The organism is Pedobacter kyungheensis (assembly GCF_000812965.1).
Classification (GTDB): domain Bacteria; phylum Bacteroidota; class Bacteroidia; order Sphingobacteriales; family Sphingobacteriaceae; genus Pedobacter; species Pedobacter kyungheensis.
Map to the genome: position 1 here is coordinate 17,612 of NZ_JSYN01000020.1, position 15,964 is coordinate 33,575.

Annotated in this window: 7 protein-coding genes and 1 tRNA gene; 2 read left to right on the plus strand and 6 right to left on the minus strand. The window is 42.0% G+C overall.

Features of this window, described 5'->3' with window-relative positions:
- Nucleotides 1-3: 3 nt before the first annotated feature.
- The 5 genes from OC25_RS16745 to OC25_RS16760 form a co-directional block, all read right to left on the minus strand.
- Complete coding sequence (locus tag OC25_RS16745; protein WP_039478374.1) at nucleotides 4-4,998, minus strand: DUF6443 domain-containing protein; 4,995 nt, start codon at nucleotides 4,996-4,998, stop codon at nucleotides 4-6.
- Nucleotides 4,999-5,116: 118 nt separating this feature from the next.
- Nucleotides 5,117-5,482 carry a hypothetical protein gene (locus OC25_RS16750; protein ID WP_156131504.1) on the minus strand — a complete coding sequence of 122 codons (366 nt, stop codon included), beginning with the start codon at nucleotides 5,480-5,482 and terminating at the stop codon, nucleotides 5,117-5,119.
- A 34-nt stretch (nucleotides 5,483-5,516) separates the two neighbouring features.
- A complete protein-coding gene (locus OC25_RS16755; protein ID WP_156131505.1) occupies nucleotides 5,517-9,263 on the minus strand; it encodes a hypothetical protein in 3,747 nt (1,248 codons plus the stop codon).
- Between the two features lie 501 nt (nucleotides 9,264-9,764).
- Nucleotides 9,765-9,929, minus strand: coding sequence for a hypothetical protein (locus OC25_RS27970; RefSeq protein WP_156131506.1), 165 nt, complete (start codon nucleotides 9,927-9,929; stop codon nucleotides 9,765-9,767).
- Between the two features lie 780 nt (nucleotides 9,930-10,709).
- Nucleotides 10,710-10,783 (minus strand) — tRNA-Ile (locus OC25_RS16760).
- A gap of 257 nt (nucleotides 10,784-11,040) precedes the next feature.
- Here OC25_RS16760 and OC25_RS16765 point away from each other — a divergent pair.
- Nucleotides 11,041-13,137, plus strand: coding sequence for an HRDC domain-containing protein (locus tag OC25_RS16765; RefSeq protein ID WP_052266265.1), 2,097 nt, complete (start codon nucleotides 11,041-11,043; stop codon nucleotides 13,135-13,137).
- A 75-nt stretch (nucleotides 13,138-13,212) separates the two neighbouring features.
- Entirely contained in the window at nucleotides 13,213-14,481 is a 1,269-nt protein-coding gene (locus OC25_RS16770) for an Hsp70 family protein (RefSeq protein WP_039478381.1), read from the plus strand.
- A 62-nt stretch (nucleotides 14,482-14,543) separates the two neighbouring features.
- Here OC25_RS16770 and OC25_RS16775 read toward each other — a convergent pair whose 3' ends face one another.
- Nucleotides 14,544-15,962, minus strand: a complete 1,419-nt coding sequence (locus OC25_RS16775) for an arylsulfatase (RefSeq protein WP_039478383.1) — start codon at nucleotides 15,960-15,962, stop codon at nucleotides 14,544-14,546.
- Nucleotides 15,963-15,964: the final 2 nt, after the last annotated feature.

Here is a 15,964-nt window from a genome sequence, read left to right on the forward strand (position 1 = left end):
GCATTATCTTATATTTACGGTTACACCTTGCGACCTAAAGTAGGTAATTATTTCATCCAGATTTGTACCAACAGAATGCCCACCCAAGCTATCGCCTTCGTGAGAGTCGTTAGCAATGAACTCAGAAATACCTTTGATCCGTGAAAAACTTGTTTTCCCTTTGGCCCATCCAAGAGGAATTGAAATCTGTTTATGCCCCCAAGTATACGAGTTCTTACTAGCGACAATATCCTGCGAAGAAGATATTTGAGTGCCTTTAATTGCTGATGGATGGCTAAAATCTGCAGGCTGGTGCGGTTCGAGGTAAACCACCTCCTGAAGCACTGATGCATATTTTTTATTTTTCGAAAGAACTGACGCCATCCCCGCAGCGAAAGCAGCACCTTGACTATGACCTACTAATTTGATTGTTTCCCCTTTTCCCAAAGTAATCTGGCCTTTTTCCATTTGGGATATCAAATTCCTTGCCGAAGCTTCACCTTCCGCAAAGCGGTCTCCTGCTTTTGATGTATTACTTGAGGAGGCATTGATGTACATAGTATGATTATCATCATAGCCCTTCATAAATGCATTATCTATATTTCCCCAATAATCAAATGATTTGCCTAAATACTTGGGAAAACCACTAGACAACTCCCTTGATGGGGGATAAGGTCTATACCTAGGATTCAAGTCTCCGCCACCCCATCCCAGACCTGGCAATGTATATCTATTATTATTTTGTCTCGCCCAGTCGCCAGGAACGAACCCGTTGACAAAAATTATAAGATTACCATCCGGATCTATAGCGTTCACCGGATCATTTACAGCATATACATAAGGGCTTACCATCTCAAATGCCTCTGCTTTGTTATCAATTCTTGCCCACCTGCCAACAATAGGATCATAAAACCTTGCTCCATAATCCAGCTGTCCTGCCAGCTCATCCTGAACTTCTTTTCCATTATAAAGATATTTATTATTCCCAAAAGCTAAACTATTCCGTTTCCCAAAAGAATAGTAATTATCTACCTGCAATTGCCTAATCAGGCCGTTGTAAACATCAAAGGTATAACGCACATTCCCAAGATGATCAGAAAGATTATAATGATAACTATAGCTGTTATCACCATTCCGCTGCGCCAAACCTTCTTCCGTACGGACAATATCTATATTATTCCCATTATACTCAATCCCATCTACGTATTCTCTTGTTATTGTCGACCCGTTTTCTGTCGAAACCTTTCTGAGTTTTCGCCCGGCAGCATCGTAAATATAATTCAATATTTTTCCTCCACCGCTTGCGCCGGAAGGCAAATTAAGCAGGTTGTAGCTAAGATTCATGCCGTTTCTTCCATCGATCGTTGCGTTACCGTTCGGATCATAGGAATACTGCCCTGTAACATGATCCACATGATCCAGCTTATTACCGTTATAATAATATTGGTTCATCAGACCACCATCCCTGCTTAGCTGGTTAATATTTCCCATGTTATCATAACTGATCACCTCACTCATGGCAATCCCTGTACTCGTTCCGTTAATCAACCTATTAAGTTTATCGTAGCTATAACTGAATATATTTGCAGAAGTTGTAGGTGAATTATTCTGAGACCAAAATTGTCTGCTGATATTCCCGTTGAACTGGTTTCCCCCATTCTCCTGATAATCTAACTGGATGCTGAATTCATTGCTGATACTCGTCTTCAGCCAACCGCGTTCATTGTAGGACAGCCCGGTAACCTGCATCCCATTGTGCAACTTCTTCTGCAATACTTGCCCAATCTCATTATAAATATATTCACTGAGCTGTACATTTTCACCTATCGAACTTCCATTACTGATCTGTTTATTGGTGAAGCGTTTACGCCCTACCTGGTCATAGCCATAACTGGAAGCTACTGTGGTTGCCGCTCCCCCTACCTCATGCATCCTTACACTCGAGAGCAATTCGCCAGAAAAGGCATAAATATTCACTGTACGGTCTTTACCGCCCTTTGCATTATCCGACACCGTTTCCTTAAGCTTTCCCTCCTCATTATAATAATTCACTGTTAATAACTTCGTCGTAGAGCCCAGAATCCTCGTGAAACTTCCTGTAGCCATCCCCCTGGTCCTTGTGCTCACAGTAACACTGGGTGCATAGCTACTGTTATAGCCTGGAAAATCATAATTATCAAAATAATTCATCGTTAGAAACTCCACGTTTGTGTACTCCTCTCCGACCTCTGGATGGGTATTATGGCTATACCCTTCTAGTGTTGAGCTTGTACGCCCCTCCCATTGAGCTGCAACACCATCATTATAACTCTGCATGCCTAAACGGCCAATACCCTGGGCGTTTTCGACACCAGTCAGTACAACTCTTCCCTGTATATCGTACTTGATCCAGCTCCACTGGCTCAATGCACGTTGGTTAGCGTCTTGTGTATGGGTAACCCGATCTAACTGGTTATAAACTGTATATTCCCAGCCTTTACCTGGAATCTTTTTTTCCACTAGCCGATTACGACTATCATAACGATACTGGTAACAGAAATCATCAAGGTCTGCCTGGCTAATATCACCATCATCAGGTGTTGCCCCTGGAGGAAGCACAAAGCATAGATTGCCCAGATCATCATAAACGTAGTAGGTAGAAAGCATCTGCAAAGTTCCACCAGCAGGCTGATTGAACTGGCGCTTCAGCACTAGATGGCCTTCTTTATCCTTATATTCATAGACAGTCCTTTCCTTGCCATCTGCTTCCGTCCAATTTTCATCCTTGGTAATGGTTAAGAGCAACCCGCTATAACTCTGCGTTCCATTTGCCGACAAAGTCCGCAAATACTGTTGGCCTGGAGAAGTATTAATCAGCACATCATAACGCATAATTGCCAGATCGTGAAAGCCTGCATAATGATTCCCAGTGAACTCGCTTCTTATCGTATGTCCTAAGCCAGGCTGCCAACTATATCCGGGAGCACCTTGTTCAATTACCCGTGATAATGGCGATTTTTCAAACTTACTTTCTGCAAATGGATAATCTGTCATCACGTGATCAGATCCGTTCTGGGCATAAAATAGTTTTTGTGCACTATTCCCGTATCCACCAGCGCCGCTTAACGCATTTGTCCTGAATGAACCTGCTACCCCATCAGCAGCACTATACGGAAGATATTGTACAGCTTCCCTTCCAAAATCATCATAAACAAGCGGCTGGATCACATCTTTACCAGAAGGGCTCGCACCAACATCCACTACCTGCATCTTTCTTCCAAGACCATCGAAATACTGGACATTCCTGTTGACATTTGGAATACTGCTTCCAGGAAGTGAAGCTACATCAGTCAACTGCGTCCGTGGTGTATAGGTATAAATATAATTATAGTCTGATGTGGATTCGGAAGCTGATCCCGAAACCGCGATGCTGAATGCGAAACTTCCGCTACCAGAACTATTATAAGCTGTAACTGTGTATGTTGCCGCGGGCGAAGGGGCACTAGGCACCCCACTAATGATACCTGTGTTCGCATCAAGTACCAGACCAGGTGGCAGTGCAGGGCTTATCATATAGCCTACCATCAGACCTACCTTCCGGATGTTATGGGATGCGTTTTCCGCTACAAATAGATTTCCCTGACCATCAATGCTGAGCCCATACACAGAATTGAAACGGATTACCGATCCTGTGCCGTTGACCGTTCCTGCCGATGTCATACCAGCATAACTACTTACTACACCCGAAGAGGTGATCTTCCTTACCATATTGTTCTGTTGGTCGGCAACATATACATTTCCCGAAACATCTACCGCCACCCCATTGGGATAATTAAAACTTGCCGCTGTTCCGGTACCATTTGACGATCCTATGGAACCACTTCCCGCCAATGTGCTAACTGTTCCACCGCTGATCTTCCGGACCAAATGGTTAAGACGGTCAGCTACATACAAAGTACCCGAAGCATCAAATGCCAGTCCCATTGGATTCCGGAAAGATGCTGAAGACAAAGTTCCATTTGTCGAACCTGCCGCTCCTGACCCTGCGTAGTTAGCCACAATTCCCGAAGGACTTATCACACGTATTTTATGATTTCCGTAATCTGCTACATACAAATTGCCAGAGGCATCGAATGCCAACCCGATCGGACTGCTAAAACTGGCCGCGGTGCCCATGCCATTGGCTGAACCCGCAGACCCGCTCCCAGCAAAAGTTGTGACTACACCTGAAGGGGTAATTTTGCGTATCCTATGGTTTTGCTGGTCGGAAACAAAAACATTTCCGGACGCGTCGACTGCCAGGGCGGAAGGGTGTTGAAATTGTGCTGCAGTACCCGTACCATCAGCATAACCTGCATAACCTATCCCTGCGAGCGTAGATACCACTCCGGATGGGCTGATCTTACGTACCAAATGGTTACCTGCATCGGCAACATAAACATTGCCCGAAAGATCAACAGCAGTTCCCAAAGGATTGTTGAAATAGGCAGCTGAACCACTACCATTTGATACACCTGAAGCATTTGCCCCGGCAAAGGTACTTGCAGTCACCCCTCCTGCGGCGACCGCGCCCCCTGAGTTAACAGGTGAAAGGTTCACCGATGAACTTAAAGTAAACACATTTATCGCATTATAACTGATTATGGGAACCCCTGTTGAGGAACCCGAGTCAAGCGAACTCACCTGTAGCGCTATCGTTCCGGTACTACTGCTATAACCTTCAATTGCCAGATAATAAGTACCAGCGCTCAATGTATAACTTAAGTGAGACTTAGTCCCGCAATCCTGGGAATCATCCTGATAAGTCACCACAGCCCCACTGGAATTCAATATGTGTATATAAGTATCAAAATCACTTGCGCAGAGGGAGAAATCCAGCGTTGCAGTGTTGGTAACAACAAAGCGGTAATATACCTCCGGGCTGGACTGCCCCATGTTGTTAGTATAAGTTGTCCCTCCATAAGCAGCACTGTTGCGGTTATCCGTAAAAACAGGGCCACCACTGCTGCTATAGCTGCCAATATAGATTGCACTGGACATGGAAGCCCCTGTCTGTGCTTTAGTATTCAAATTGCAAAAGAATATTACAAGACACATCAGTGCCGGGATTCTGAGCATTAATTTTTTCATAACTTCACCAATAAAATGACATCCAAGATTAATTATCCTTAACTGTTGGCTCTGTCACAGTTCGTTCAACTGGCGATACCAGTTTTTCCAATTGCAGGGGAGTCAATATTACCCTGAGTTTATTATTCCGATCATTCATCATTGCCTTTATCCTACGTTGGCGCAACTGTCCGGAAACTGAAGTATCCCGTTCTACAACCAATAGGTTCGCCTTATAATCCGACTGGATTTTCTCCACTTGTCCGGCCTTCAGCGAATCTACCCGAAGGGTTGCCTTATAGAATGACCTTAGATCCTGTTTACTCTTATCTTCCTTTTTCTGCTGAGCACTAACCTCACCTCCGGCATAAAACAACAATGCAAACAGGGTAAAGGCGATTATATTTTTTTTCATTTGAATTAAATTGAAAGTTTTCTGAACCAAACTATTATTCATTAAAAAGCACTATGGTATGTTCTGTCCCTGCCTGTAAATTCACCAGATCTCCACTTCTTAATACAGTGCTACCCCAAACCAGCCTTGAAAGGCTTCCATTATAGTTGTCTTCGAAACGAATACCCAATTTATACTCACCAGGCGCTATGTATAGCTCGGCGAAGTTGTTGGTGGGCGTGTTGTATGGTATCCGCTTACTCACCACAATTGAATTATTCTGAAGCAGGTCAACATAAACCGCCCTTGGAACGTTGCTTGCAGATGGCCAGGTATTAAGCTTCAACAATACATTTGCCTCCGGTCCCTCGGAATCTTCCCCTACAATCATCGAACTCCAGTAGGAATTGAGGTTCTGCTCAGCATAAGTATTTGCCGAAAGAGATGAAATTGGGTTGAAAAAAGCTCCGGCTGGCTGAACGGAATTTACAACCCGCCTTACATTGTCGCTATAAACATGATTGAATGTCAGCATCATGGGATTGTTTACGGTATTAAGCGTTTTTGCTATTGCCGGGGTTTTAGCCAGTACATATTCGTGTTTTTTCACTATATAGCCCTGGTCATCTTTAACCATAACCAAACGCCCATAATCATCATAACTGAAATATTTCGATCTTCCATCTGGTGCAGTTAAAGCAGCAATGCCAATCATTGGGATATGGGCGTAGGTACTAACCATTACCTGTGGAAGGGCAGTACTGATACTCGAGCCGATTGCCTTAATTTCAGCAGGCGTAGTCGCGGTATAAACCTGGGAGGCATTGAAAGCTGAGGTAACCTCATAATATCCTGCGCCATTTACCTCAGCTATTGGGTACTGATCGTTGTACCCCCATAAATAGGTCTTGAGCAGCTTACTTTTTTCGGTAAGTTGCAGCACATTTTCATGATCGTCATAAAGATCGAAACTCATGGCTACCTCCAATGGTGCCCCTGCTACCGACTTATGCAAAGTAACAGGCAGAACATGCATCCCTGAGTGTAACGCTGCATAATCTGTTTTTGAGTGTGAGGTTTCGATCTGGACATTACTGTCATTTGTAGCATAGCTGATTTCCTCTATTACCTGACTGACCATGTTACGGTTTTTCATTGTATCACAAATAGCCAGTCCCGGGAAATCATAGGCATATTTAAATACTTTGGATACCGTCCCGTTATTTTTTCCTGATGTGATGATTTTACTGATCTGGGGATAGCTCGAATTATTGTATTCATACACAGTATTCTTTACGGTTACATCGTCACCTTTGAGCCATTTTTCAGATTCAGCACTAAGTAACAGTTTCGCCACCTGGATACCATACTGCCCTGCATTAAAAACATCGTAAACGTTTTGGGAAGCGTTACTAAACGAATTGTTCAGGTTGTACAACGAAGCGTCTGAAAGTCCAAGGGGATAACCATCTAAAAATGAATAATCCATCTTTGGATAAGAATAAACTACCCTAATCTGATCGGTCTTACTGTACTTTGAATACGTAAACTCTTTACTGTGCACCAGGCTAAATTTCCCGGATTCAAATGAATAATCTTCAATAAGTCGTTCCACCCCCATCAACCCGTCTGTTTGAAGGACGGGTATGTTGGTTCCTGTTATCATCGCATCACTACTGAATGAATATGGCAAAAACTGTCCAGGCAAGTAATAATTATAAACTTTTTTACCCGTTATCCCACCAAGGTCATTATTATATTCCGTTACTTTGGTGTAGTAAATAGGTGCACCATTCGGATAGGTATAATCTGTTGATGATGCAGGGATATAAGTTGTTCTTCTTTCTGAGAACTTAACCTGAATACAGCCACGAGTACCACAGTTCGAAGGTATAGGCGTAAAATCCTCCCCTATATTGGTCGATCCAGGACCCGCCATATATGCGACAACCTGACTATAATTGTAAGGCTTGAAAGTTTTTCTCGCTAAATCATATTCCCTGTAGGGAGAATTGATCAAGATACCTGTACCATCTTCCATATCCCCATAACGGTAATACTTGTAAGTTGCAGGCTTTGTTGATCTTCCATCATAGTGGCTAATGGTCTTTATCCTGAGCCCACCTGTCATTGCATACAAGTCCTGTTGCTGCCCTACAGCCTGCCTGGCTGCGTTGGCCTCGAATTCAAAGTCTACATATCCCCCTGTCGGATAAATAATCCTTTTTAACATCCCGGCATTCAAAGGGAGTTCATCTACAGCCTCAACATTTTTGTTCTGACTATTGGAGCTACCAAAAGTAAATACAGAGCTTACCCCATTCCCAAAGCATGCGTCTTGGGGGGAATTGTAAAACATTTGGGTAATCTTTGTTTCAGGAATAGAAGTAAAACCAATATTTTGGTTTACCTGCGCAGTAAATGCATTTGGGTAACCCCAGGCATCCTTTCCCTGCAGGTGATCGCCAAAACAGAATTTACTGCCATATAGAAATTTGTAAGTTTCAAATGCAGTGGTACTACCGGAACATTTTATAGAATCCAGATACCGCGTCGAATAATCACTTCCATTCGCTTCCCCGAAACCGGCTATGTTCTGGGGCAATGCTACAGACTGGAAAAAATCAAACGACTTTACCTGTTGATTATCCAGCCTTTTGACCTTGATCGAGTTCAGCTGCTCAGCGCCATTGAACTCCACATAGCCATTACGAAAATCGATCCTCGCCAGTGCAATACCGTAAACCGTGCTTAAATTTGAATTTGGAATCTCTGAGGGATAGGTTTTTTCTACAACATTATTAGAGGCATCCAGATATGGGAAGTGAAAGATAGACCTTCCGTTTGACTGATGTTCCATGTACCTGGGCGACGATAAACGAAAAGGGCGGTAGGCGGACATCAGTCTTTCATATGTAGGATAAGGTCCTGCAATCTGGTCTGCTCTGTAATAAGTATCCATTCCACATGGATTTTCATTCGTATAATATTCAATGGACTGGTTAATCCCATTAAACTTCACCGGTGCCTTCAAAACATAGGTAAAATTCAGGCTTTCAGTTTTATTGACATTTTCGATTTTACGGCATTTAAATGCAGTTTTGATCAAACCCGTAAACTCAACATTTTTGGAAGCTCGGTCTCCAACATTCATTTGACCTCTTGCACCGAAGTAATAGGTTGTTCCATCGGTATCGACAATAATGAATTCCCCCTCTACATAAGTAATCTTTAAATTGTCAAATGGTACCGGAACAATTGAATATCCACTGCCAGCCTCATCCTTTCTAAAATAAAAAGACCCTGATTTGTTCAGTAATTTATAATTGAACTTATCAGGCATACCATCGTGCTCTCCTGATGCAATTCTATGGTTGTCCAATGCATCATTATCGCTTATCGGATATTGCAGATCGGGACGATTATCCTTAAATACCTTGATCAGGCTATTTTGCAAATACCCCCCAGGACCAAGGTCATCAATGCCATTTACACTTCTGGTTATCTGGATATCCGAACTCAGCGACCACCCCATCCCTGACCGGGTTGCCTTTTCCTGGATCTTAAACCCGCCGGAATGATAACTCAAAGTAATAGGCATACTCAGGTTTCCGGACTGAAGTGTATATAAAGGGACAGAGATATCAGGTATACCAGTATTGAAATTGACCGGATAGTTTACCATTTTAGTCAGTGCAGCAGCTTCTGGAGAGACAGGCACCTTGGGTTGGGCTTTTATCGAACTACCGATCGCGCACAGTAAAGCCAATGGCATGGCCATTAGAAATAGTTTTAATTTCATGTTCTATGAATTGATTAAAGGGAAGAAATTTTACAATTAAACTGAACCAGTAAAATACCCGTTATTGGTTTTGGGATGGATCATATTGATAAAGATTGGATGTAGAGCATTTTAATATCATGAGTCGTCGTTTTAATTCCCCATTACGATTTTTACAGGAGAAAGGTTTAGATATAGTGAATTTAGATTATTATATTTTTAAATTTTGTTGCAGCCTTTGTTATAACAATCGCCGGCTAGAATGTTAAAGAGATTATCAATTCAGAATAAAAATTCAATCTCAACCCACATCCATAATATTATTTTTAAACCTGTCCTTAAGGCAAAAACAGGACTGTTTAACATTGTCAATAAGCCAAAAATCCATATATTTAGATGAAGAAATAGGGTGTATAACAGTAAATTTTGGGGGGTAATCTCTTCTAAAGATTATTTTTTTGTTAACAATAATGGCCATTACTGTACATTTTGTCGAAACTGGTTCTTCCCTAAATTTGTTGCTTAATCCAGTTTCAGTATTAATCTTTTTCTAAGTTGCTCGAAACTTGCCTTACCTGCATATTCCAATGAAGCTACACAGTCTGTTTCGTACCAAACAGTATGCAAATTCGATTGCCGGGCGGCTGTGGGGATTTCGGCAATAGTAGCCACCGGATTCCGTTTCAAACTGTACACCTGGGGATTTACCCAAATCAGGAGAGAATAGCTTTAAGAACAGACCCAAATATATCCATTCCTGCCAAAACCCCGTTAAGAGAAATCTAATCTAACAACTCCTCTTCCAGCTCTGCAAAATCCATTCACAGCTAACCAGGCAGGTCAAATTCACTTTCAGGCTGTTTCAACAACACGTTTTCATTAAAAACATACCAATAAAAAATCCGGGAAGCACACCTAGAAAAAAAATCTTTTTTAAGCGCTTTAGCGCTAGCCTGGAGAAGCTTTGAACACAAAAACAATCATTGAATCAAACCATCATCTCACAAGCCTTAAAACAGCTTAAAATAAGCATAATGGTCATTTTTACGCGAAATAAGTGGTTAATTTAGACCGAAAAAAGTGGCCACTTTGATTAAAAACAGGTGGCCACTTTTTGGATAATCCCCAGTGGTGATTACAAAATAATCAAAACCGAGTGTGAGTCAGAAATTGTTGTTTTGGAAAGAAAACTGTTTGAAGCTTCTGACCCAAAAGTAAATATCGAAAAGGAATTGAAAAATGCAGCTGAAGTGCTCTCAAACCTACATTTACTGTATAAAACCGGAAAAACTCCTCTAAAAAGAACAATAATTGGTTCGATCTTTCCCGAAAAATTGAGTTTTGACGGCACGCAACATCGAACCACAAGAACTAACGAGATAGTTACTCTTATCAGTCAGATTTCCAGCAAGTTACAAAGCAAAAAAAAGTGGGTAAACGACGTAAAAACGTGCTTACCCACTAGGGTGGGCCCACCTGGGCTCGAACCAGGGACCAAAAGATTATGAGTCTTCTACTCTAACCGACTGAGCTATAGGCCCGGAAAAAAGCCTTGGCTTTTTGCGAGTGCAATGTTACAAATTTGCATTCAATTTTCGAAAATGTTTTTCACTAAAAATCAAATTATTTCAGCTACAAACTCATTTTCAACTCCTTAATTTAAAGTTTCAAAATGGATTTATTAGTCAGATACAGGTATTTTCTTCAGTACTACAAGCCGAATCAGGCTATTTTGTGGATAAAACGGTCTTCCCTCCTTTATCAAATCCGTTTCGAATAGGCTATTTTTGTATTAGATATGAATACGCCCGATCCGGACAACCAGCTCCTTTTAGATTTTCTAGCCACAACCAATCAGCCCCTGTTTTTAACGGGCAAGGCCGGTACAGGAAAAACCACGCTATTGCGCAAAATCAGAGAACTGACCAAAAAGAACTACGCCGTGGTAGCCCCCACAGCTGTTGCTGCCATAAATGCAGGCGGTGTTACGCTCCACTCCTTTTTTCAGATTCCTTTTGGACCTTTGGTACCGATGGTTGATGAAAATACAGAGGTTCCGATTAAATATTCTGATGAGAAAACCAGGTTGCTCCGTTGTCTTGATCTTTTAATTATCGATGAGATTAGTATGGTGCGGGTAGATATTATCGATTTTATAGATCGTACTTTAAAGAGGGTAAAAGGCTCTAACCGTGCCTTTGGGGGCGTTCAGCTACTCATGATTGGCGATTTATATCAGCTTTCGCCCATCTTTCATGATGCCTGGCACATATTGGGCAGCTATTATCAGAGCCCTTATTTCTTTGATAGTCTGATTTTCAAATCGACCCCAATGCTCACGTTTACACTGGAAAAAGTGTACCGCCAAAGCGACCCGGTATTTCTGGATATCTTAAATGGCATGCGCGAAAATAACCTGAGCACTGCTTTACTGGCCAAACTGAACGAACGCTACGATGCTTCACTTAACCAGGAATGGAAAGACGATTACATTACCCTAACCACACACAACCAGCTGGTAAACGAAATAAATAAAAGCTGCCTGGAAAAACTGGATGGCGAAATAGTTGAATTCGATGCAGAAGTAAGCGGCGATTTCCCGAAAGATGCCTACCCTACCGATGAAAAATTACAGTTGAAACCTGGCGCACAGGTTATTTTCATCAAAAATGACTCATCGGGTAAAAAGCAATATTATAACGGAAAGGCAGCAAAAGTAACCGCTATTAGTCAGGATAGCATTAAAGTTGCCTTTACAGATAGTGGCCGCGAAATTGAAGTTGAGAAAGAAATCTGGCAGAATGTTAAATACAGCCTCAGCGAAGAAGACAACAAAATAAACGAAAACAGTACCGGATCTTTTGCACAATACCCTTTTAAACTCGCCTGGGCCATTACCGTACATAAAAGTCAGGGTTTAACTTTTGATAAGGCTATACTCGATGTAAGTACAGCTTTTACGCATGGACAGGCTTATGTAGCCCTGAGCCGTTGCCGAAGTCTGGAAGGTTTGATTTTGAAATCGCCGGTAGCAGCAGCAAACATCATTACCGATGCCAAAGTAATCAGTTTCATCAAAAACTGTCACCAGGAAAAACCCACAGCCGAACTATTGGAACGCTGTAGCCAGCAATATGCCTGGGGACTAATACACGAATTGCTCGACTTTACACTGGTGGCCAAAGACTGGGAAAAACTAGGACGTTCCAAACTGATTGATAAGGACGAAAAGAACGCTTTCCTGGCCTTATATGAACAGGGAAATCAGCTGCTGCAAAACGAAATTTTTAAAGTGGCCCGCAGCTTTATTGTAAAAGAATATGCCAAAGTTTCTACCTCAGGGCATCCGGCTACAGAAAGCACTTTTATGGAGCGTTTGCAAAAAGCTGCTGATTATTTCATCCCAAAACTGCAACGGGTTATTGCCTTAATGGACAGAATTGTGGCCATCAATTTTTACAACGATACCCATTCAGATAAGCTGTTAACCTTGCTGAAAGATTGCAAAGATGCCTTGAATATCAAGCTGGCCTTATTTCATATTTCTTGGAATCCTTTTTCGATTAAAAACTATATCGATACGCTGCATGCCAGCAGCAACAAGCAGTCTGGAGAAAAGAAACAGGTAAAAACGAGCATCAAGCCCAAAGAAATTAGCAATCCACTAGTGTACAAAAACCTGGTTGAGTGGCGAAAAACCATTGCAACACAAAGAGGAACAGCCGACCATGCAGTACTTTCCGATCTGGCGCTGCTATCCATTGCCGAACGGATGCCACGCACAACCGATCAACTGGCTGCATTAAAAAGCGTGGGCATAGGCAATGCAAAAGAACTTGGTCAGCAAATTACCCGTATTGTTAATGCCCATTTAGGCACGAGCGAGTTATTTTAAAAAAGTTTAGCCTGCTAATTGTTTTTTTAATACTTTCGCAGCCCCATTTTAGTCACTACACTTTATACCAAGCCCATGAGCAAGTTTTTGTACGGAATAGATTTTGGAACAACCAATTCGGCCCTTTCCATTTACGATGAAGAAAAAAGAGAAATTGTAGAAACCATTTCCATTCCTTCGCTCATTTATTTTACAGAAACCAAAAGCATGGTAGATGGCGAAAGCCACATTGTAGGCGAAAAAGCCATAGATGCCTACCTGAACGATGGCATGAAAGGAAGGTTTATCAAATCGATTAAACAAATCCTTTCGCGTACAACCTTTACCGAAACACGCATCCACAATAAAAGGTATACCGCATCCGATCTGGTTACTTTAATCCTAAAAGACTTAAAAGATAAAGCCGACAGCATTATTGGCGAAGATTGTACAAAGGCTGTTATTGGTCGTCCGGTTTTCTTTGACGACGATAGCACCATGAAAGATACCCTTGCGCAAACCCGTTTAAAAAAAGCCGCTGAAAATGCAGGCTTTACCCAGGTACGCTTTCAGTTCGAGCCCATTGGCGCGGCCTTTGCCTACGAAAAAACCATTACTAAAAAGGAACGTGTATTGGTAGCCGATTTAGGTGGTGGAACAACCGATTTTACTTACCTGGTACTTGATCCTGACAAGGTAGGCAGCAAAGACCGCAAAAACGATATGATTGCCTCTGGTGGTATTTACATTGGTGGCGATAGTCTCGATTCGGCTTTTATGTGGGAAAAAGGAACGCCTTATTTCGGTAAAAACACCATGTACGAAGCCACACCTGGCAAAGTACTTAATGTACCCAAATCGCTTTTTGCTAATATTTGTACCTGGGATAAGATGAACTTCTTTAATGGTTTAAAAATCCAGAAGGAGATTGAAGAATATTACTACTATTCGGGCAACGATCCTAAATTTAAAAACCTGATTACCCTGATCGAAAATAACCTGGGCTATTCACTCTTCAGATCAATCGAAAAAACAAAAATCGAACTTTCCGGTCAACCTTTATCCAACTTCGCCTATTCGAACATGGAAATCGAAATTGATGAAGATATTTCTCTGGAACAATACAACAACATTATCGAAAAAGATATCCAAAAAATTGAAAAATACCTCGATCAGTTTATGGAAACCTATCAGGTGGCACCTCAGGATATTGACTGCTTGTTTTTAACTGGTGGAACATCGATGGTGGCAGCCGTACAACAGCTTTTCAAAAATAAATTCCCGCACATTCCGCTAAACTCGGGCGATAACTTTAAAAGTGTAGCTAAAGGATTGGCCTATAGCGGTTATTTATTTGAAGATTAAGTAATTCACACCACCTCGCACTGATTTCAGTTCATGAGGCGGTGTGAAACGCTTTTTAAGCATTATTGTTCAATTTCCGACCAATCAAATCTTGGGTTTTCAGCAGGGGTTTTGGCCTTTTTCATCAATGCGTACAAAGCCTTCACTGTATCGGGATTTTTAGCAGCGATATCATGTTTTTCACTAATATCACTTTTTAAGTTATACAGCTCCAGCTTTTCAGCGGTTCCCTTATCTTTAAAACGAATCAGTTTCCAATCTCCTTTGGTTAAAGCTTCCTTTAAACCATTTTCATTAAATTGCCAGTAAAAATAGTCGTGCTCTTTTACTGCTTTTTTACCGTTTAGTAGTGGTAAAAAAGAAAGACCATCGATATTTTTTGGTGTAGCGGTGCCAGTAAGCTCGCCTAGAGTTGGCAAAATATCCCAAAAAGCCCAGGGAGAGGGATTTACCTGTGCTGCGGCTATTTTACCTGGCGCCCTTACAATAAGTGGAACGCGGATACCGCCTTCGTACAAGTCTCTTTTTACACCCCTGAATACACCACCGCTGTTAAAATAAACCGGATCTGCCCCACCTTCTTTATGTGGGCCATTATCGCTGGTAAAGAAAATATAGGTATCGTTATCCAGTCCAAGTTTTTTAATAAGGGCTACAAGGGTACCTACATCCGCATCCAGCTTGTTTACCATTGCTGCAAACGTTGCATGCGGCTGCGCCTGACTATCGTAATTCCCTTTTTTCTCGAAAGGTGTTTCGGGTGGGAATTTACTCGAGCCATCGGCATGCTGAAATTTCTTGAGCAACGCTGCCGGCACTTTCAATTCGGCATGTGGTACCGTTAAAGGCAAATACAGAAAGAAAGGCTGGTCTTTATTGGCGTTAATAAAATCAACAGCCTTATTTACAATCAGGTCTTCGGTATATTGGGCTGTATCAACCGGTACTTCTACGGTTTTACCACCAATTATTTCGTATAAATGATTGGTATAATAATCATGGGCGTGCGATTGATCCAGGTAGCCATAAAAAGCATCAAAGCCTTTTAAATGTGGTGCCCCCTGACTGTCATCATCTCCTAACCCCCATTTTCCAAACATACCAGTTCTATAACCATTACCTTTTAAACGCTGGGCCAAAGTGGTATCCTGTGCACGTAAAGCAGCCAGGCCGTCTTTCGCTTTAGCATTTCCGCGTACCCAGGCGTGTCCCATGTTAAAACCCGTCATTAAGGCGCAGCGTGAAGGTGCACAAACTGTATTGCCTGAGTAGAAACGGGTAAATTTAATGCCCTCTCCTGCCAGCCGATCTAAGTTTGGGGTTGGTATTTTGCTGTTTGGATTAAAACTTTTCACATTTCCGTAACCTAAATCATCGGCCAGGATAAAAATAATATTGGGTTTCCGTTTGCTTTGCGCCTGCACCTCGTAGCCACTGCCTATCAGTAAGGCTAAAGCCATATATTTTAAAGTGTGTCTCATAT